Source organism: Porphyromonas pogonae (assembly GCF_036320655.1).
GTDB classification, from domain to species: Bacteria; Bacteroidota; Bacteroidia; order Bacteroidales; family Porphyromonadaceae; genus Porphyromonas; species Porphyromonas pogonae.
In genome coordinates this window covers 2,760,859-2,781,570 of record NZ_CP143258.1, presented here as the reverse complement: position 1 = coordinate 2,781,570, position 20,712 = coordinate 2,760,859, and the positions used below count along the sequence as shown (strand labels likewise).

The 20,712-nt window shown below is 42.2% G+C and carries 13 protein-coding genes; 8 read left to right on the top strand and 5 right to left on the bottom strand.

Annotated features, from left to right (window positions below; genetic code table 11):
• Positions 1-75: 75 nt before the first annotated feature.
• The gene (locus tag VYJ22_RS11090) at positions 76-2,154 is read right to left on the bottom strand and encodes an alpha-L-fucosidase (protein WP_329904135.1); all 2,079 of its coding nucleotides are present in this window, start codon (positions 2,152-2,154) and stop codon (positions 76-78) included.
• Positions 2,155-2,723: 569 nt separating this feature from the next.
• Here VYJ22_RS11090 and rplS point away from each other — a divergent pair.
• Positions 2,724-3,068 carry a 50S ribosomal protein L19 gene (gene rplS / locus VYJ22_RS11085; RefSeq protein ID WP_329904133.1) on the top strand — a complete coding sequence of 115 codons (345 nt, stop codon included), beginning with the start codon at positions 2,724-2,726 and terminating at the stop codon, positions 3,066-3,068.
• A gap of 317 nt (positions 3,069-3,385) precedes the next feature.
• On the opposite strand, the gene VYJ22_RS11080 is transcribed toward rplS, so the two are convergent.
• Positions 3,386-3,976, bottom strand: a complete 591-nt coding sequence (locus VYJ22_RS11080) for a DUF3109 family protein (RefSeq protein ID WP_329904132.1) — start codon at positions 3,974-3,976, stop codon at positions 3,386-3,388.
• Between the two features lie 105 nt (positions 3,977-4,081).
• Between VYJ22_RS11080 and VYJ22_RS11075 the strand changes: the two genes are divergently transcribed.
• The 3 genes from VYJ22_RS11075 (at position 4,082) to rnr (ending at position 8,924) form a co-directional block, all read left to right on the top strand.
• Positions 4,082-5,662, top strand: a complete 1,581-nt coding sequence (locus tag VYJ22_RS11075) for a sensor histidine kinase (protein ID WP_329904131.1) — start codon at positions 4,082-4,084, stop codon at positions 5,660-5,662.
• An 87-nt stretch (positions 5,663-5,749) separates the two neighbouring features.
• Positions 5,750-6,478, top strand: a complete 729-nt coding sequence (rprY, locus tag VYJ22_RS11070; RefSeq protein WP_329904130.1) for a response regulator transcription factor RprY — start codon at positions 5,750-5,752, stop codon at positions 6,476-6,478.
• 235 nt (positions 6,479-6,713) lie between these two features.
• On the top strand, positions 6,714-8,924 hold the full coding sequence (gene rnr, locus VYJ22_RS11065) for a ribonuclease R (protein ID WP_329904128.1): 2,211 nt from the start codon (positions 6,714-6,716) through the stop codon (positions 8,922-8,924).
• Between the two features lie 90 nt (positions 8,925-9,014).
• Here the strand turns inward: rnr and VYJ22_RS11060 are convergent, their stop codons facing one another.
• From VYJ22_RS11060 to VYJ22_RS11050, 3 genes are all read right to left on the bottom strand, one after another.
• Positions 9,015-9,896, bottom strand: a complete 882-nt coding sequence (locus VYJ22_RS11060; protein WP_329904127.1) for a M48 family metallopeptidase — start codon at positions 9,894-9,896, stop codon at positions 9,015-9,017.
• A gap of 1,016 nt (positions 9,897-10,912) precedes the next feature.
• Positions 10,913-12,343: an aspartate ammonia-lyase gene (locus tag VYJ22_RS11055; protein ID WP_329904125.1), complete on the bottom strand. Its 1,431-nt coding sequence runs from the start codon at positions 12,341-12,343 to the stop codon at positions 10,913-10,915.
• A gap of 160 nt (positions 12,344-12,503) precedes the next feature.
• Positions 12,504-12,890, bottom strand: coding sequence for a VOC family protein (locus tag VYJ22_RS11050; RefSeq protein WP_407988997.1), 387 nt, complete (start codon positions 12,888-12,890; stop codon positions 12,504-12,506).
• A 143-nt stretch (positions 12,891-13,033) separates the two neighbouring features.
• On the opposite strand from VYJ22_RS11050, the gene VYJ22_RS11045 reads away from it, so the two are divergent.
• The 4 genes from VYJ22_RS11045 to VYJ22_RS11030 all read left to right on the top strand — a co-directional run bounded on the left by VYJ22_RS11045 (position 13,034) and on the right by VYJ22_RS11030 (position 20,699).
• Positions 13,034-15,901: a M16 family metallopeptidase gene (locus VYJ22_RS11045; protein WP_329904124.1), complete on the top strand. Its 2,868-nt coding sequence runs from the start codon at positions 13,034-13,036 to the stop codon at positions 15,899-15,901.
• Between the two features lie 261 nt (positions 15,902-16,162).
• The gene (locus VYJ22_RS11040) at positions 16,163-18,133 is read left to right on the top strand and encodes a glycogen debranching enzyme N-terminal domain-containing protein (protein ID WP_329904123.1); all 1,971 of its coding nucleotides are present in this window, start codon (positions 16,163-16,165) and stop codon (positions 18,131-18,133) included.
• The gene (locus tag VYJ22_RS11035) at positions 18,130-19,392 is read left to right on the top strand and encodes a glycosyltransferase (RefSeq protein WP_329904122.1); all 1,263 of its coding nucleotides are present in this window, start codon (positions 18,130-18,132) and stop codon (positions 19,390-19,392) included. Before VYJ22_RS11040 ends, VYJ22_RS11035 begins: the two co-directional genes overlap by 4 nt.
• Entirely contained in the window at positions 19,389-20,699 is a 1,311-nt protein-coding gene (locus VYJ22_RS11030) for a glycoside hydrolase family 57 protein (RefSeq protein ID WP_329904121.1), read from the top strand. Before VYJ22_RS11035 ends, VYJ22_RS11030 begins: the two co-directional genes overlap by 4 nt.
• The last annotated feature ends 13 nt before the right edge of the window (positions 20,700-20,712 follow it).

Sequence of the window (20,712 nt, the reverse complement as noted above, 5' to 3'; positions counted from 1 at the left end):
TATTTCGGTGATGCAAAGGTAATACATCTTTTTGAATTTGCAATCTTGCTGACTCAAAAAAATTACAAAACCATCTTAATGAGTATAAATAGATAAATCTCCTATAGAAATATGACCCGTGTTATCTACCGTGTGTATCACACGAAGTTCTATTTTTTGAGCTTTAATGGGTTGGTTCAAAATGATTTCTTGGGGGATAGGATTGTTTTTGATATTACTGAACTCACCCTTTCTCACTTCTTTGCCATCGAGTAGTAGGCTGTAAGTATGTATATGTCCGGATGCATCTCTGTTCTGATCCGGGGTATATACAATCTTTTTGATCACGATGGGGGCTTTGACTACAATTTCCACGGATTTCTTCCCTTTTTCAGGTTGCCATGAAGAGAATCCGTTGAGGTCAAATAATTTATTGCCACTCTTATTGTCGGTACCCGTCACTTTCATCCAAGATGCCGGTATGCCCGGGTTAACTTGTTGGACAAGCTGGTCATGCCCCAAAAGAGATGTCTGCCGGATAAACAATGTGCGGTTAGCATGTGCCCACAGCAAAGGTGCGCAATATTGCTTCCAGCGTATCTGTGGGGAGCTAGACGGCGTTTTGCTATCTGCTACGGCAACTTCTAGCGATACATCAGGGGAGGATGGCACTATGCTGATGCTATCATTTGAAGAGCGTTGTACTCGGGCGGGCTCTATAAACTCTTTTGTCTTATAAGCCCCTATCTCACTGATGCAGACGGAACCTCTGGCTCCTGTAAATGTTATACGCAAGCTACGAGTAGTTATGGGGCTGAAACATATGAGCCTTTTGTGACCTATGGTTGTGAGTTTCTCAGCTGTCATTACTGGAGTCCAGTCCTTGCCGTCAAGATATTCTATCTTGAAGCTCTGTACACGCTGTCCCAATCGGATATACTCGCGCAACATGAGGCAGTTTGTCGTTGTGGCTTTGGGCAAGGTGAAGATGAGAGAGGGCGAGGGGTCTGGATCGGCAGAGTGCCAGAATGTATCATTGTTGCCATCTGTTATCAACCCTGCCGGGCGATCCTTCGCACCGGTAGAAGAAGCTTTTATTGCAGACTCTCTGAGCATATTGTGAGCAAAACTGCTTACAATGGCTTTGTGGAAGTTGATGAGATTAAGGGAGTCCTGAGTGGGTATCTTACCATCGAGGTTGATGGGGCAATTGAGAAGCAGGGTAGCATTGCGCCCCACGCTCTTATAATATAGGTCAACTAAGTTGGCTACGCTGCGAACCTGATGATCTTCACGGGGGTGATAGAACCATCCCGGCCTTATACTCACATCACACTCTGCCGGTATCCATTGTGAAGCTTGTTCCATGCCATACTGTGCTTGTGTATGTTGCTTCTCGGCATCATAGTCATACATACTCCAATTGGTCTCGCCTGCGATACCTCTTTCGTTGCCCACCCAACGGATGGTAGGCTCGGTACCACCGAATATCATGATGTCAGGATTATTTTTTCTGAGTAATTCACAGCCTTTGTGATATTGGTAATAAGTTTTGGGATCGATATTACGATACTCGTCAGCTCCTCCGTACCACCCGTTACCACCGTTGGCTCCATCGAACCAGTATTCAAAAAGCTGCCCGTAGTTGGAGGTGAGCTCATTGATTTGTTGGAGGAAGACCTCACGATAGCCTTTCTTACCATATTCAGGGTGGTGTCTATCCCAGGGGGAGAGATAAATGCCGAATTTGAGCCCCTGGCGTTTGCATTCATCGCTCAGGTCTTTGACAAGATCGCCTTTGCCATTTTTCCATGACGTGTTCTTTACACTATACTCGGTCGTAGCTGTAGGCCATAGGCAAAACCCATCATGATGCTTAGCTGTGAGTATGACCCCCTTCATGCCTGCTTGCTTCAAGGTAGATACCCACTGGCGACAATCGAGTTGCTTAGGGTTGAATGTAGAGGCGGGGGTATTGCCGTAGCCCCATTCTAAGTCGTTGTATGTATTGAGCCCGAAATGAATGAAGGCATAAGTTTCCATATCTTGCCATCTTATCTGGGCTTCAGTCGGTACCGGTAATGTCGAAGTAGGTTGCTGAGCGCGAGTTATTCCGCTTGTGAGGAATATAGTACAAATAATAGTGCCTAAAGCAGTGCGATGCCGGTTTGTCATGAGACTTGTATTTCAAAGATTATTTAGAAAGAGCTTGCAAGTTATTACTTTTATTTCAGATAGGCTTAGTTCTGATGCCCGAAAATATCTTTTTATATTTATCTCCCTGCCCATATTAAAGAGAGGAAGGGCAATACATTTTGTAATGGAGCCTGCCTATCGCCCACGTTATATCATATTTGTAAGCTAGTCACGGAATAGCCTAAAGGTTGGGCATGGAGTGGAAGCTCTGTGACAGACGGTAGCATGAAATACTCGATTTCTCATATTGCCTTGAATGAACAGCCTTATTAGTCTGCTCATCTGACTGCGTTTGTCGGTGTAATTTTATAGCTTTGTAGAAAAATAATAAGTTGCTACTAAGTCTGATTGTATTTGCGCCTATAGTGCTTCTTTGTGAGACTATAAAAGGAGCCAATAGACATCCTAATGTAGACACAATTTGTCTAATTCACAGATTTTTTGTTACTTTGCATTCGCTTTGCGTAATCTCTGTCAGGAAGTTATTTAGAGTGGCCTGTTATATTGCGTTTAGTTATTGCTAATCCAAAAAGCAAAATTGAAATAAAATGGATTTCATTAAGATTGTAAACGAAGAGTTTAAGTCCGGTAAGGAGCATGCTGCTTTTCGCAGTGGTGATACCATTACTGTAGACTACCGTATCAAAGAAGGTAACAAAGAACGTATACAGAAGTATCGTGGCGTAGTGATCCGTATCAGTGGTCATGGCGACAAGAAGCACTTTACCGTACGTAAGATGACTGAAGGTGTAGGCGTAGAGCGTATCTTCCCTATGGATAGCCCATTCATCGAAAACATCACGGTGGAAAAACGTGGTAAGGTACGTCGTGCCAAGCTTTATTATCTGCGTGGACTTACAGGTAAGAAAGCTCGTATCAAAGAACGTCGATAAGTGCAACGTGAATATGTGGAAGATTTATACAGATCGTGCAGCATATTCATTTGAGTTCTTTTGAAAAAGATATCCCTTCCTTCACCGTCGGTGATGGAAGGGTTTTTCTTATACGTCTTTTATTCTGTAGGTTTTCCAAATAATCTACAATTGTACTAAAACCTGTTTATGAGCTTGCGAGTCGTATTTTTGCTGATCGACCTGCCTCGTAGTTGCAAGAATAAAAAATATTCTTGACGGCATAATTTATTGTTGATGTTTATTGGATGAAGGCCTTGCGGGTATAGAATGAATATCGCAGATACTTGCTTTGTCTTTTAGTGTGTGTGAAGTGTTTGTTCTTGTTTCAAGATATCGGCAGCTTCTTCAAGGTAGCCGTACCATTCTTTACCGAAAGCTCGAATTAAAGGTTCTTTAAGGAATCGGTAAACCGGAAGCCCCAGCTTTTTACCTTTTTTTAATGCACATTTGCACACAGACCACTTGTGATAGTTTACCGCTGTGAAGTCTTTATAGCGCGTAAGGCGGATAGGGTAGAGCTGACAGCTGATAGGCTTGATAAAGTCTATGACTCCGTCGCGGTAAAGCTTTTCGTAAGAACAAAGACAATTGCCATCTTGGTCATAGGTTGTAAATACGCAGTCCTTGCCATTGACAATGGACGTAACTTCGTCCCCGTCTTCATCCAAATATGATACTCCTTGCTCCTCTATGATTTGTATGGCGGTGGGAGATAGTAGTGGTTTTACCAGTGGTAGATATTCACGAAGCTTTTGAGCTTCCCCTCCTTCCAGTGGAGCACCGCTTTCGCCTTCTACGCAGCAAATCCCTTTGCACTTTTCGTAGTCGCAGCTAAAAAGAACGTCAAAGATGTCTTGACTGACTATTTTGTCTTCGATTTGAATCATGGTGCAAAGATAATTAAAAGTAAAAAGTAAAATTTATTATCAATTTTTTTACATTTACAGATAATAAATGTTACTTTGTAAAAAATCCTATTTTGAGTTAATTTTATGAAAAAAGGAGCCATTTGGGCTTTGGCAATTGTTATACTTGCGGCATTCATCCAATTGTTTGCCGTACAAATCTCTTATTATAATAGGATGGACGATATGCGTAAAGAACAATTTATGCGTCTGTCCAAATCTGCATTGAAAGAGGTTGCCGAGCAGGTCAAGATGAAAGAAATGGCTCGCTATCTCAATGATGGTCTCAAGGGAAGTAACTATGCCATTCGTAGCTACGCCATGAGCAGTAACCACCGTGATCCCAATGATACACAGACCAATGAAGATGTTGTAGTATCCTCGCAAGACTCTATGCGGATGATGGAGATCGTAAAAGGATTTACCAAAAATATCCCTCAAGACAAGAAAAAAAGAGTGGTGCCTTCTGATACTATGGCCAAGGTGGAGGACTATTTACTCAAAATAGAAAGTACTCCCAGCGAAAAGCTTATCAAAGAATATTTCCTTTCAAAATCTTCTTTGGATATGCTCATGCTACGCTATTTGTACGACTGTAACAAGGATAGTCTGGCACAAATGATAGACTCTCGCACACTAAGGAGCAGTCTGAGATATGAATTGGATGAAGTGGGGATTTGTGATCCCTTTTATCTCCAACTCTATTCCAAGGACGACCAGCTTATATACGAGTATCTCCCGCCCGGAAAGCTCAGGGTACGTGCTACGGCTGATAATTCCATCTCCCAACGCTTGTTTGTCTCCAGCGAGGATCTCAATGAAATGGCTCCGTACGTCAAAGTGGTATTTATCAATCCTTCCCATAACGACAAATGGGCTTATGCTATCCCGGGTATGGTGTCTACTCTTATTGTATTCATTCTTACAGTATTTGCGCTCACAACACTCTTCAAGCAACAGAGTTTCCAGTTGCGCAAGACGGATTTTATCAATAATATGACCCATGAGCTCAAGACACCGGTAAGCTCTATCAGCTTGGCAGGACAGATGCTAAGGGATGAAAAGATACGTGAGCAACCTCAAAAGATGCAGCAGCTCGTAGGCATTATCAATAGTGAGAGCCGAAGGCTTTCCATGTTGATAGAAAAGGTGTTGCAGTTTTCTTTGTTTGAGGATGCACGGTTTAAGCTCAAGCTCAAGACTGTGGATGCCAATGAGATTATACTCTCTGTAGCGGAGGTCTATGTACTCAAGGTGCAACAGACAGGTGGCGATCTTAATCTTAATCTTGAAGCTGAGGATACATGGGTACAAGCTGATGAGATGCATTTCACCAATGTTCTTTTCAATCTCATGGACAATGCTGTAAAGTATAAGAAGACCGATTGTCCGATGAATCTCACCGTGGAGACTTACAATGAGAATGATAAGCTCTTTATCATTATAGAAGATAACGGGCAGGGTATTCCCAAAGATAGCCTAAAGCGGATTTTTGAGCGATTCTATAGAGTTCCTACAGGAAATCGACATGATGCCAAAGGGTTTGGCCTGGGGCTTGCTTATGTAGACAAAGTGGTAGAGATGATGAGTGGTCGCATTCACGCTGAGAGTGTGGTGGGACATGGGACTAAAATGATAATTGAACTTCCTATAGCTAAAATTGTTTAATTATATAAATATTTTGTATATTAATGGTTTTAAAGGTTTTGTGTGTAAAAATGTAAAGCAAATCAACTAATAACAGATATAAAAAAAATGGATGAGCAAATAAGAATTTTTTTCTGTGAAGATGATGATAGTTTGGGACTATTGCTCAAAGAGTTTTTAGAAACCAAAAATTTTATTGTCGATCTTTTCCCCGATGGAGAGCAGGGGTTCGAAGGATTTCCCCACAATCAGTACGACCTCTGTATCTTGGACGTGATGATGCCTAAGATGGACGGATTTACGCTTGCTAAAGAAATACGTAATATTGACCCTAAAGTTCCTATTATTTTCCTTACTGCAAGAGGAATGAAAGAGGATGTTCTGGAAGGGTTCAGAGCCGGAGCAGACGACTATATGTCCAAGCCTTTCAGTATGGAAGAGCTATTGCTTCGCGTGGAGGCTATCATGCGCCGTATCAATGGTCGCAAAGAAGATCAGCAGGCTTATTATAGGATAGGTATGTACACATTCGACACTCTCAACCAAACTCTTTCGTTGGGAGATAAGACTATCAAGCTTACAACGAAGGAAAGTGAATTGCTGATCTTGCTTTGTACTCATGCCAATCAAACCTTGGAAAGAAATTACGCTCTTAAAACTATTTGGGTCGATGACAATTACTTCAATGCACGTAGCATGGACGTATATGTTACTAAGTTGAGAAAATTGCTTAAGGACGATCCTAACATTGCTATCAAGAATGTTCACGGTAAGGGCTATAAGCTGGTAATACCACCGGAATCAGAAGAAGAGAATAATATTTCGGGAGATTTGTAAATTTATCTCCTGATCATGATAACCAAGCCGAAAGTAACTCTTCTCACGTTATTTTCGGCTTGATTTCCATATGCTCCATCCTTTATTTCCATTTTTTTCGGTTTACAACCATGTTTATTATCGCATAAGCGATTTTCATTCATCGGAGGTATTATCGATAATTATTTGTTAAATTTAGATATTATAAAAAAGAGATATATACGGTTATAACCCGTGGAAACTAATCTGAGAAGATATGAGTAGAAAAAATAAAATGATGCCGAAGGCTAATAACAAGAAGAAAGCACAGCCATCGAAAAGTAACAGGGCTGCACGTAGAGCCAAAGGAATGAAAGACTCTGACCTGCGTGGAGCTATTGTGGTGGCTTTCGAGCATAATCCTGACAAACTGCTAAACTACAAACAAGTGAGTAGGGCTTTGGGGCAAGATAAATTGACCCAAAAAGAAGTTGTGGTAGGTCTGATGAATGATCTGGCACAAACCGGTGTTTTGCAGGAGATAGAACCCGGTAGATATAAATACAATAATAAGAGTGTAATTATAGAAGGTATATTCGACCGCAGATACAGTGGACATCACGTAGTCATCCCTGACGATGGATCGGAGAGTATATTGATATCGGAAGTCAATGCGGGGCATGCGTTGGAGGGCGATAGAGTGCGCGTTCAACTTTATGCCAAGCGTAAAGGTCGTGAGCAGGAAGGTGAAGTAATAGAAATACTGGAGCGTAAGGAGTCAATCTTTATCGGACGTCTTCAACTCAACAAGGAGTTTGCATTTCTCATCACCGAGAGTAAAGATTTGTCGCATGACATATTTATTCCCAAGGACTGTCTCCTAAATGCCAAGAACAATGATAAGGTAGTGGTGCGAATCAAGGAATGGCCTGAAAATGCCAAGAACCCTATCGGCGAAGTTGTAGATGTGCTGGGGCAATCGGGCAACAATGATGTAGAGATGAATGCTATTCTTGTGGAATACGGACTCCCTTATACATATCCCAAGGAAGTCGAAGAAGCTGCCGATAAACTCTCGGCTGAGATATCCCCAGAGGAACTTGCCGTGAGAGAAGACTTTCGCAAGGTGCTTACCTTTACCATTGACCCCAAAGATGCTAAGGACTTTGACGATGCTTTGTCCTATCGTGTACTTCCGGACAATAATTATGAAATCGGAGTGCATATTGCCGATGTAAGTCATTTTGTCAAAGAGGGAGATATTATTGATCGCGAAGCCTATAAAAGGGCTACCAGTATTTATTTGGTCGATCGCACTATACCTATGCTTCCTGAGAGGCTGTGTAATGAACTATGCTCACTTCGCCCCAATGAAGAGAAGTATGCTTACAGTTGTATATTCAAGATGAATGAAGATGCCGATGTACTCGACTATCACATCGTACGCACAGTGATTGAGAGTGATAGGCGTTTTACTTACGAAGAAGCTCAGCAAATCATAGAGCAGGGTGAGGGCGAGTGCTCCGAAGCCATTTTGAAGATGAATGATTTGGCACAGAAGCTCCGTACACGACGATTTGACAAAGGTGCTATTGCCTTCGAGCGGCAAGAAGTCAAATTTGAGATCGATGACAAGGGAAGGCCTACAGGCATTATCATAAAGGAAAGTAAGGAGGCCAATAAACTCATTGAGGAGTTTATGTTGCTTGCCAACAAAACGGTAGCGGCACATGTAGGGAAGGACAAGAAAGGCAAGGGAGACGAAGGCAAAACCTTTGTATACAGAGTGCATGACCAACCCGATCCCGATAAACTCTCTACTCTGTCCGAGTTTATACGCAAATTTGGATATAAACTCAAGACAGAAGGTAGTAACGTAGAGATAGGCAAAAGCATCAATAAGCTTCTTGATAAAGTGCAGGGAAAACCCGAAGAGAATCTCATCGAGACCATAGCCATACGCTCTATGGCCAAGGCTATCTACTCAACGGACAATCTGGGGCACTATGGTTTGGCTTTCGATTTCTATACCCATTTTACCTCTCCTATCAGACGTTATCCCGACTTGATGGTACACCGTCTGCTTACCCGCTACATGATAGATAAGAAAAAATCTGCGGATAAATCGGAATACGAAGAAAGATGCGAGCACTCCTCTGCTATGGAACAACTCGCAGCCAATGCTGAGCGTGCTTCCATCAAGTACAAGCAAGTGGAGTATATGAGTGAGCGTGTGGGTAAAGTGTTCGATGGTGTTATATCCGGCGTTACTGAGTGGGGTATCTATGTAGAGCTCAATCAGAGCAAATGTGAGGGTTTGGTTCCTATCAGATGTCTTGACGATGATTTCTATGAGTATGACGATAAGAACTATTGCCTTATCGGAAGGAAATATCATCACAAATATAATCTGGGAGATGCCGTTACGGTAAGAGTAGCCCAAGCTAATCTGGTGCGTAAGCAACTCGACTTCGATCTCGCCGATTGATGTCATTACCGTTTACACTTGAGCGAAATGAATAAAGGCTTGCAACATTATTTGTTGCAAGCCTTTGCTTTTTTATCTCCAAGCTGTGTGTCAGAAATGCCACTTCTCGGAGGTCTTGTAGTTTTGTGTTTTGTTGCCGGAGGGTGCTTTTACGGATGTTTTACTTTGCTCTCCCCCGTAGTATTTCATCGCTTGCGGTAGGAATTCTTGCAAAGCTTTTACCCTGTTCCCATCACTGGGGTGTGTACTCATAAACTCAGCAGGGCTCCCCTTGCCCCTTGCTGCCATTTTCTGCCATAGGGTGATCGCTGCTTGGGGGTTATATCCCGCCATACCCATAAATACCATACCTATCTTATCAGCTTCGTATTCCTGAGTGCGGCTGTAAGGCAGAGTCACGAGAAGCTGTGACCCCAATCCATAGGCTTGGCCTATAGTTGTTTGTAACATACGTGATTGTCCACTTACAGCTACTCCCAGTGCTTGGCCTCCCATGCGACGCAGCATTTCCTGAGAGATGCGCTCATTGGAGTGGTTGGCAACGGCATGGCTTACTTCGTGACTGATTATCGTGGCTAGTTCGTCATCAGATGATACCATATTGAGTATCCCTGTATAAACAACGATTTTTCCCCCCGGCATACAGAAGGCATTGATCTGATCACTGTTTACAACATTGAATTCCCATTTCATTTGCTTTGCCATCTCTTGCATGTTATTGTCGTGCAAGTACTGCATGGTAGCATTGGCTATACGTTCCCCCACACGTCTCACTCTTGTTTGTACTCGTGAGTCTCTGCTTAGTGGAGCCTCCCTGATAAACTGATGATACTGTAAGTTGCTTGACTGTAAAATCTCCTGATCAGGCAAAAGTTTTACTTGCCTTCTGCCGGTGATAGGCACTACACCACAAGCCACGATGAGCAGAGATAGAGCCAGTGTGCTCAGAAAGAGTTGTATCTTTTTGTTCATATAATTACCGTTTTTTGATATGCATTTAATATGATTGTGAAGACTAAATTATGAAAAATATTTTAAAGGATGTTATAGAATGTTTGCTCATTGCAAATCTTTGTGCTGATTATTAGATGCTGTTACTCCCTGATAGATATTTCAGAGTCACAGGGCGTGCAGCATAGATCCTGCTTCATATATCCCCTTCAGCATAGCGATAAGACAAAAATCTTGCGCCGGCTCTTGACAAAGGGGGGTATGATGTTGTATCTTTGTTTCCATGATAATAACTTTTTATACCATGAAGATGAGAACCTATACAAACAGCATAATTGAAACGGATATGGATAAAAACATATTTACCAACAATCCTTACAGGCATATGTGGGGCTTGTGGCTTACATTCTGTCAAAAATTACTCAAGACGGGAAAATGTCAAATTGTCAAAATGTAGAAAAATACACTCGGAAATAACAATAAAGCCGTAAAGAGGGTACCTGCACCTCTTTACGGCTTTATTATTTTTAGTACGCAAAAGCCCTTTTGTCTTAGTTAAGATATGATGATGTTTTAACTAAAATACGGTATTATCTTAACTACGACTCGAGTGTGTTTTAGTTAAAACATCATCATATCTTAACTACAACGAATCCATAGCACTGTTATGAAAGTAGGGACTGAGATTATAATGACCTAAACAGTTTATGTTGCTCGTCTAAGTGTCTTCTATTCGATTTATTTGCGTTCTTTTTGGTAGCGTAATGGGGTATTATGTGTCTTTTTGATATTTTGTATTGTTGAGCATGTGTCAGTTTTTACACACTTGTGGAGGTGTATGGTAATGAGGAAAAGCGTGCGATACTTATTTTGTTATATCCCGTTATTTTGCTCATGGATTGGGTTTTGCTGTGTCTGTAAATGCAAGAAGCGGGCATGAGCCCGCTTCTCGAGATATTTCATGATCCGATGAGCCGAATATGAATTTCTCTATTTTTGGCATAAAGATCCCAAAGACTTCTTTTTGCCGCAAAGATTTATTTTTTAGGTTTGATGTTCAGCTTCACAGGGCGGATCATGTTTTCGGGAGAGAGTATGGTATCAAGCTCTTCTTTTTCGAGTATACCGTGCTCCAATACAAGATCATATACACCCTTGCCTGTTTGCATAGCTTCTTTAGCTATTTTGGTAGAGTTCTTATATCCGATGATAGGATTCAGAGCCGTTACAATGCCAATGCTTTGTTTGATGTAGTTGCGACACACATCTTCATTGGCTGTGATGCCTTCGATACATTTGGTGCGAAGGGTTTCAAAACCGTTGGTAAGTATATTGGCCGATTCAAAGCAACATTGAGCCATGATGGGCTCCATAGCATTGAGTTCCATCTGTGCAGCATCGCCCGCGAGTGATACGGTGAGGTCATTACCCATTACCTTGTAGCAGATTTGGTTCATCACTTCAGGGATTACGGGGTTTACCTTACCGGGCATGATAGATGATCCGGGTTGTACTGCCGGGATATTAAATTCATTGAGCCCGCATCTTGGTCCCGAAGATAGCAATCTGATATCATTGCAAATCTTATTTACTTTGATGGCTATTCTCTTCAGTGCAGAGCTGTAGCCTACCATACCTGAGGTGTCGCTGGTAGCACCTACAAGATCAGCTGCCAGCTTGATGTTCCATCCCGTAACATCTCTCATGGCCTCTATGCAGTACGGAGCATAGTTGGGCTCGGCACAGATACCTGTACCTATAGCCGTAGCACCCATGTTTACTGATAAGAATTCGTTGGCTGAGAAGTCGAGGTTGGCAAGTTCTATCTCCAATATAGAAGCAAAGCCTGTGAAGGTTTGGCCCAGAGTCATGGGTACGGCATCTTGTAGCTGTGTGCGTCCCATTTTGAGTACATGTGCAAACTCCTTACCCTTTTGTTTGAGGGAGTCGATGAGTAAGATCAGGTGTTTGCGGAATTCGAGATGTGTGCCGTAAAGTCCCAGATGTATAGCTGTGGGGTATGCATCATTGGTAGACTGTGAGCAATTTACATGATCGTTGGGCGATAAGAATTGGAACTCTCCCGGCTGATGATTCATTAGTTGTAAAGCTCGGTTGCAGATTACTTCGTTGGCATTCATATTTGTCGTAGTACCTGCTCCGCCTTGTATCATGTCGATAGGGAACTGGTCGTGGTGTTTGCCTTGAATGATTTCATGACAAGCCTCGACGATAGCATTCTTCTGTTCGTCACTAAGCAGACCTAAGCGATGATTCGCAATAGCTGCCGATTCCTTTGTCATGGCCAGTCCTTTGATAAAAAGAGGATAGTCCATGAGATGAAAGTTACTGATCTCAAAATTTTCAATACCTCTGAGTGTTTGTACTCCGTATAGTTTGTCATTTGAGATCTCTCTGTCACCAATAAGGTCACTTTCGATGCGTGTTTTGTGGTCTTCTGCTTTCATTTTTAATATAATATTTGTGGTTGGATTAACAATCAATCAATTAAATAGGGTGGTTGTTTTACAAAGATATAAAAAAAAGATAGAGGTGTTATTATCTAAACCCAATCTTTTGAGAGTGTTTGTAAGCTTGTATAGACGTGTTGTTTATGATACTTGACTGCTATTTGACAGGTAATATTTCTATCCAGTATCCATCAGGATCAGAAATGAAATAAAGTCCCATCTTTTCGTTCTCAAAACACACGCAATTCATAGCTTTGTGATAGGCTCTGACTTCATCATAGTCTCCCGCGACTCTCATACATAGGTGATACTCATTGTCGCCCAGGTTGTATGGCCTATCCCAATCGCGCAACCAAGTAAGTTCAAGACGAAAGCCTCCTTTGTTATCACCCAAATATACTAAAATATAGGATCCGTCAGGTGCTTCTTTGCGCTTTACTTCATGAAGCCCTAGTGCCTCACGGTACCAGTCGAGGCTCTTTTGGAGATCCTTCACGTTGAAATTAAAGTGATCAAAAAAGGACTCAATCGTTATTTTTTTCATGCTTTAAGAATATTTTCTTATAGATTTTTCACAAATATATCAAAACGGAAGTGAAATTGATGTCTAATGTAATAATAAATAATATATTTGCAAGCATAAATCCGGAGATACCATAGTAATTCCAATTAATAACAAATTATAAAATGAAACTGACTCGAATCTTAACAGGGGCAATACTATTATTGTCCCTTACATGCGGGGCGATAGCTCAGAATCAGCCACAGCAGCAGTCTGAAGTCCAAATGCTGCCTATTGATCCGGCTGTGAGGATGGGTAAATTGCCCAATGGATTGACTTATTTTATTCGCCATAATGAAAAACCCAAAGATCGGGCAGAATTTTACATTGCTCAGCGTGTGGGGTCTATTTTGGAGCTGGACGCTCAAAGTGGACTTGCTCACTTTTTGGAGCATATGGCTTTTAACGGGACAAAAAATTTCCCGGGAAAGAATCTTATCAGTTACCTTGAATCCATAGGTGTAAAATTCGGTGAAAACCTCAATGCATATACAGGATTCGATGAAACAGTCTACACCATCATGGGAGCTCCTACTGTGCGCAAAGGAGTCATAGACTCTTGCTTACTCATCCTTCATGATTGGAGTAATAATATTGCTTTGGAAGATAAGGAAATTGATAATGAGCGTGGAGTAATACATGAGGAATGGCGCTCTCGCAATAGTGCCAACCAGCGTATGATAGAGGAGGTATTTCGCAAAGTCTTCCCAGGCAACCGCTATGGAGATCGTATGCCTATCGGAAGTATGGATGTCGTGGATCACTTTAAGTACAAGGAGCTACGCGATTACTATAAAAAATGGTATCGTCCCGACCTGCAAGGGCTTATTATTGTAGGGGATGTCGATGTTGATTATGTAGAGAATAAAATCAAAGAAATTTTCAAAGATGTACCTGCACCTGTAAATCCTGCTACGCGTGAATACATCAAGGTGGCTGATAACAAGGAACCCATCGTAGCTATCGCTACAGACCCGGAAGCTACTTCTACCAATTTGTCTGTCGTATTCAAGACTGATCCTCTCTCTCGTGAGATCAAGGGGTCGATATATGGTTTGCTTGAAAATTACATGAAGAGCGTAGTTTCTCAGATGATAGCAGAGCGTTTTGCCGAGATCGTGAGGAAACCCAATGCTCCGTTCCTTCAAGCGAGTGCAACCATGGGTAACTATATGTGGGTATGTACTACCAAAGATGCTATATCCTTTGATGCTACAGCCAAAGAAGGGCAGTATAAAACAGCTCTAAAGGCCCTTGTGGCAGAGATAGAGCGTATTCGCCAGCATGGTTTTACAGCTAGCGAATATGACAGAGCTCGTAAAAATCTCTTAAAAGGAATTGAGGATGCTTATAAAGATCGTAACAATAATGAGAGTAACAACTATGCAGAAGACTACAAAGAATATTTTACTCAAGGTGGCGTAATCCCCGGTATAGAGATGGAGTACAATCTCTATAATAGCATCGCTCCCAATATTAAAGTTAGTGATATTAACTCTAATATGAAGACATTGTTGGGTGACGAGAATATGGTAATTATACTTACAGGCCCTAAAAAAGATTCTATAAAGTATCCTACTGAAAAGGAATTGAGCGATATGGTCATTGCCGAGCGCAAAAATAAAGTGGAAGCATACAAAGAGACTCTTTCTGAGGAGAAACTTCTTGACAAGCAGCCTGTAGCAGGCAAAGTGATTTCTGAAAAAAAAGATCAGAAGTATGGAACTACTGAATGGATTCTTAGTAATGGAGCTAAAGTTTATCTGAAGAAGACTGATTTTAAAGAGAATGAAATTATGCTCAACGGTACCGCTCCCGGCGGATCACTCCTCTTCCCTGAGAGTGACTACTACAACCTCAAGGTGTTCAATAGTGTGATCAATCTTGGAGGTCTTGGTAAATTCGATGTTAATCAGCTTGGCAAAGTCCTTACAGGTCGCACAGCTGTCGCATCGACCTCTTTAGGCAATCTCACAGAAGATGTATCAGGAGCATCCTCCAAAGATGATGTGGAAACCATGCTGCAATTATTATATCTCAACTTTACGGACAAAAGAATTGATAAGGAAGCTTTTGAGGCCTTCAGGCAAAAAACAATTGAGAAACTCAAAAATCAGGAGCAAAATCCTATGTCTTCATTGGGTGACTCTATCAGCAAAGCTATGTTTGGCAATAATCAGCTTACAATGCCTCTGAAAGAATCTGATTTTAAAAATATCAGCTATGACCGTATTATGAAGATGTACCAAGAGCGCTTTGCCAATGCCGGTGATTTTATGTTCTTTATTGTAGGAAGCTTTGATGAGGCTACATTGAAGCCGCTTATAGAGCGTTACATTGCTTCATTGCCCTCAACCAAAAAGGTAGATAAACCTGCTTATGCTAAGGTGCCTGTTATCCGCTTTACACCTTATAAGAATGAGTATACCAAGAACCTTGATACACCCATGGCTATCGTATTCGACTGTTTGACAGCTAAGTCTGTTTTCAACCAAAATAATCTCTTTAGGATGTCTATCCTTACAGCAATTCTTGATCAGGTGTACACGGCTACCATACGTGAAAGCGAGGGCGGTAGTTATGGAGTCTCTACCGAGGGAAATATAAGCGAGTACCCTGAAAACAGAGCTGCCTTACAGGTTGCATTCCAATGTGCTCCTGAGAAGGCTGATTATCTCAACAAGATTGTTTATCGTGAATTGGAGAAAATAGCCAAGGAAGGTCCTTCTAAAGAACATTTTGAGAAAGCAATCCTCAACATGGAGAAGAAACATGCCGAGTCTTTGCGTGAGAATAGTTATTGGTTGAGCCAGATGGGTTCTTTCTTCTATAAAGGACGTGACTATTATACCAATTGGGATAGGGAGTTGAAAGCTATTACTCCCAATGACATTAAGGCCTTTGTTGCTGACATACTCAAGCAAAATGTGAAGATCGAAGTTGTAATGAAGTCTTCCAAGACAGAAGCGGATAAGAAAGCAATTACAAAATAAGCTAGCAATATCCCTTTGCCAATTATGAAAGAGCCGATGCACAATGAATGTGCATCGGCTCTTTTCTTAGTTTACTACTTTGGGTATTAGATCTACAAAGAGTTGTGGAGAGATTTCCTTATAAGTCTGATGATCAGTATGCCTATATCTGCAGTTTAACTTAAGCAATAATCCGTACTCTAAATATGGATGTAATGAGATACTTTATTAGAAAAATAAGCGTAACTTTAACAAAAGTTAATCATATACTAATGTTTTTTTATGGCGTATCTTAAATTCGATAGAAAGTTATTGACCAATCTTGATGAATCTATGCAGTTGGAAAACCTACGCACCAACCGCTTAGGAGCCTATAGCAATTCGTCCATAGTTGGGTGCAATACCAGGAAATATCATGGTTTATTGGTCGTCCCTTTGCCTCATATCAGCCCGCACCACCATGTGTTGCTGTCGTCTATGGATATTACCGTTATTCAGCACGATACATCTTTCAATCTCGGAGTGCACCAATACCAAGGCGGAGTTATCAGCCCTCAGGGGCATAAGTATATGAAGGAATTCGATATGGAAGTCTCTTCGCAGATGCTGTATCGGGTAGGAGGAGTGTTACTCAAGATGGAGACCCTTTTCAATCGGTTTGCACATCAAGTTATCCTCAAGTATACCTTATTGGAAGCTCACAGCCCTACCAAGTTACAGCTAAGACCGTTTCTGGCTTTTAGGGATGTAAAGCTGCTTACACATAAGAATAGCGATATTGATGAGTCCTACGAGGAGATTCCCGGGGGGATAAAGGTAAGACTGTACGATAACTATCCACACTTGCATCTGCAAGGAACGGGAAAGATACGGTTCCATTCAGAACCTTATTGGTATGAAGGTCTCGAGTATGTAAAAGAGCGTGAACGGGGATACGAGTATGTCGAGGATCTGTATGTGCCCGGATATTTCGAGGTAAATATTACCAAGGGCGAGCCGGTTTACCTCTCTGCAAGCTTGGAGCAGATAGAGCCCTCCGAGTTACGCTTCCATTACAGGGAGGAATACGAATCACGTATTCCCCGCTCCAACTTCAAGAATTGTCTCATCAATGTTTCTCGGCAGTTCTATTACCGCCCTGCCAAGGATGACGCTTTCATCATGGCGGGTTATCCATGGTTTGGTGTCAGAGCACGTGATATGATGGTGGCGCTGCCCGGTGTTACTATTCATGCCAATTATCCCGAGCGGTTTACCAAAGTGATGTCTACTTTTATGCCCCTGATAAGGGATTATATGCATCAGGATGCTATCACATCTCTTGTTACACACATCAATGACCCTGACGTACCGCTATGGTCCATATGGTCTATACAGCAGTATGCCAAGTATGCAGGTGTAGAAGAGGTGCGCCGAACATATGCTACATATATCAGAGAGGTTTTAGAATATTATTTTTCCAATATCCATCCTAATACCCGTGTGATGAACAACGGGCTGTTATATACATGCGGAGATGAACTCCCGCATACATGGATGGATGCCAAGATAGACAATCATGCAGTGGTGAAGCGAGAGGGCTATCTCGTAGAGCTCAATTGTTTGTGGTACAATGCTCTGATGTTTTACAAAGAGTTACTTCCTGATGAGCAAGATGCTCGAGTTTTAGAAACCATCGATAATATCAACACTCACTTCTGCCCCGTCTTCCTCAATCAATACAATTATTTGTTTGATTATGTCAAAGAAGACAGCATACAAGATTGGAGTGTAAGACCCAATATGATATTTGCCGTTTCGTTCGATTACTCTCCATTGACCAAGCATCAGCAACGCTCCGTCATGGAAATTGTAACTCGTGAGTTGCGCACCCCCAAAGGTTTACGCTCACTGAGCCCCAAGAGTGAAGGTTTTACACCGTACTGCTGTGGCACACAGTATCAGCGTGAGCTTAGTTATTACAATGGCTCGGTATGGCCTTGGCTGTTGGGCGCATATATCGAAGGATACCTCAAGATCTATGGTAAGGGTGGTGTATCCTATGTGGAGAGACTGCTTATCGGGATGGAAGAGGAGTTGCATATGCACGGCATAGGCACATTATCCGAGCTATTCGATGGCAATCCGCCTTACAAAGGCAGAGGTGCCATATCATTTGCCATGAGCGTGGCAGAGATATTACGCTCTATCAGTCTGATAGAGAATGTCAAAAAAGAAGCAAGAACATTTAATCCTATTATAAAGTACGTATGAAAGCATTGATGTTCGGGTGGGAGTTCCCTCCACATATCCTTGGCGGATTGGGTACTGCCAGCTATGGTCTTTCACAAGGGATGTCAATGCAACCCGATATGGAGATTACTTTTGTTATCCCCAAGCCTTTTGGAGATGAAGACAAATCGTTTCTCAACATCATTGGAGCCGGCAATACTCCCATAGTATATAGAGATGTCGACTATGATATGGTCAAGAAAGACCTCGATGGAAAGATGTCTCCCGAGATGTATTACCGACTCAGGGATCACATTTACGCTGACTTTTCTTATCGTAATACAGATCGTTTGGGATGCTTGGAGTTTTCCGGCAAATACCCTGACAATCTTCTAGAGGAGATCAACAACTACTCCATAGTTGCCGGTGTTATAGCCCGTGCATTGGATTTCGATATTATCCACTCGCATGACTGGCTCACTTATCCTGCCGGTATACATGCCAAGACGGTCACAGGCAAGCCTCTGGTTATCCATGTACATGCTACTGATTTCGATCGAAGCCGTGGCAATGTCAACCCTTCTGTCTATGCAATTGAAAAGGATGGTATGGATAGGGCTGATCACATTATCACTGTGAGTGACCTCACACGTCGTACGGTCATAGACAAGTATCATCAGGATCCCGCTAAGGTGACCACTGTACACAATGCTGTGACCCCACTGCCGCAATCGATACTCAACCTACCCAATAAGAAAGGTGTTACAGACAAGATTATCACTTTCCTCGGACGTATCACCATGCAGAAAGGGCCTGAATTCTTTGTAGAGGCTGCTGCCAAAGTGCTAGAACGTACCAAAAACGTACGCTTTGTGATGGCTGGAAGCGGAGACATGATGGATCAGATGATACGCCTAGTAGCTCAAAAAAGAATTGCGGATAGGTTCCATTTCACAGGCTTCATGAAAGGCAATCAGGTATACGAGGTGTACAAAGCCAGTGATGTGTACGTTATGCCCTCTGTGTCGGAGCCTTTTGGTATCTCTCCGCTCGAGGCCATGCAGTGTGGGGTGCCCTCCATCATATCCTACCAATCAGGCTGCGCCGAGATTCTCGATTATGCAGTTAAGGTAGATTATTGGGATGTAGATTCCATGGCAGATGCCATGTATGCTATAGTGACTTATCCTGAGATGCACCGCTTTCTCCAAGAGGAAGGCCTCAAAGAAGTGAATAATATCACCTGGGAGGCAGCCGGTCAAAAAGTAAGAAATATATACAATAAAGTTTTAGGCAGATGAAAAAGATATGTCTGTACTTTCAGTTGCATCAGCCGTATAGGCTCAAGAGATATCGCTTTTTCGATATCGGCAACGACCATTATTATTATGACGATTTTAGAAACGAGGATATCTTCCATGATATAGCCAAGAGGTGCTATATCCCTGCCAATCTGATGATGCTGGATCTTATCAAGAAATATCCGGAGTTCAAGGTCACCTACTCCATGTCAGGTATAGCCATAGAACAAATGGAGTACTACAATCCTGAACTTCTCGAAAGTTTTAAGGAGCTTGTGCGCACCGGTAGGGTAGAGATACTCTCCGAGACCTATGCACACTCAGTGGCTTCACTATATGATCCTGTAGAGTTCAAGGCACAAGTACAGATGCATCGCAATAAGATCAACGAGCTTTTCGATGTAGAGCCTACTGTGTTTCGCAATACAGAGCTGTTTTACTCCGATGAGATAGGAGCCCAGGTAAAAGCTATGGGCTACAAAGGCATGATTACTGAAGGTGCCAAACATATATTGGGCTGGAAAAGCCCCAATTACCTGTACAATGCTGCCGGGATTAACAACTTCTCATTGTTGCTGCGCAATAGTGGGATGTCTGACCTCATCACATCGGCCTTTTCACGGTATGATTCGCCCGATTATCCTCTTACCACAGAGAAGCTCTTAGCCAAAATCAATCAATTGCGCGAGGGCGAGGAGTTTGTCAATCTCTTCATGAGCTACGAGGCTATAGGTGTTATAAATAGAGCAGAGTCCGGTATCTTTGACTTTTTCAGAGCATTGCCGGATCAGGCGGCCAAGTGTGGTGTAGGATTTGCCACCCCATCCGAACTCGTCAATAAACATCATGCCGTAGATCAGTTGTCTGTCATAGATCCTATATCATGGATGGGTGAGGAGAAGAATAGTAATCCGTGGGTGGGCAATGTACTCCAGCGGGGCGTTATCACCAAATTCAAGGAATGGGGCGAACGCATACGTATCATTCAGGATCGTTCGTTGCTTCAGGACTGGGTATATCTCCAAAGTTCCGATCATCTCTTTTACATGAATACGCTCAATGGGGGGCACAATCCCTTCAGCCCCTATATGTCGCCTTATGATGCCTTCAACAATTTTATGAATGTGCTCAGCGACTTTCTTTTCAGGGTCGAAGGCATGTACCCCAGTAGCATCGAAAACGAAGAACTTAATTCATTGTTGGAGACTATTAAAAATCAAGATTTGAGGATCAATCGCCTGCAAGAAGAGATTAAGCAACTCAAAAGACGTACCCGTAGAAGAGAGAAAGTGATTGGGAAATTATGATTTTTTAAATTTT

Coding starts and splice junctions, on each gene's coding strand:
- VYJ22_RS11050 (WP_407988997.1), bottom strand. CDS start 12,890: ATGAAAAAAATAACGATTGAGTCCTTTTTTGATCACTTTAATTTCAAC.
- VYJ22_RS11090 (WP_329904135.1), bottom strand. CDS start 2,154: ATGACAAACCGGCATCGCACTGCTTTAGGCACTATTATTTGTACTATA.
- VYJ22_RS11030 (WP_329904121.1), top strand. CDS start 19,389: ATGAAAAAGATATGTCTGTACTTTCAGTTGCATCAGCCGTATAGGCTC.
- VYJ22_RS11060 (WP_329904127.1), bottom strand. CDS start 9,896: ATGAACAAAAAGATACAACTCTTTCTGAGCACACTGGCTCTATCTCTG.
- VYJ22_RS11055 (WP_329904125.1), bottom strand. CDS start 12,343: ATGAAAGCAGAAGACCACAAAACACGCATCGAAAGTGACCTTATTGGT.
- rplS (WP_329904133.1), top strand. CDS start 2,724: ATGGATTTCATTAAGATTGTAAACGAAGAGTTTAAGTCCGGTAAGGAG.
- rnr (WP_329904128.1), top strand. CDS start 6,714: ATGAGTAGAAAAAATAAAATGATGCCGAAGGCTAATAACAAGAAGAAA.
- VYJ22_RS11080 (WP_329904132.1), bottom strand. CDS start 3,976: ATGATTCAAATCGAAGACAAAATAGTCAGTCAAGACATCTTTGACGTT.
- VYJ22_RS11075 (WP_329904131.1), top strand. CDS start 4,082: ATGAAAAAAGGAGCCATTTGGGCTTTGGCAATTGTTATACTTGCGGCA.
- VYJ22_RS11045 (WP_329904124.1), top strand. CDS start 13,034: ATGAAACTGACTCGAATCTTAACAGGGGCAATACTATTATTGTCCCTT.
- VYJ22_RS11035 (WP_329904122.1), top strand. CDS start 18,130: ATGAAAGCATTGATGTTCGGGTGGGAGTTCCCTCCACATATCCTTGGC.
- rprY (WP_329904130.1), top strand. CDS start 5,750: ATGGATGAGCAAATAAGAATTTTTTTCTGTGAAGATGATGATAGTTTG.
- VYJ22_RS11040 (WP_329904123.1), top strand. CDS start 16,163: ATGGCGTATCTTAAATTCGATAGAAAGTTATTGACCAATCTTGATGAA.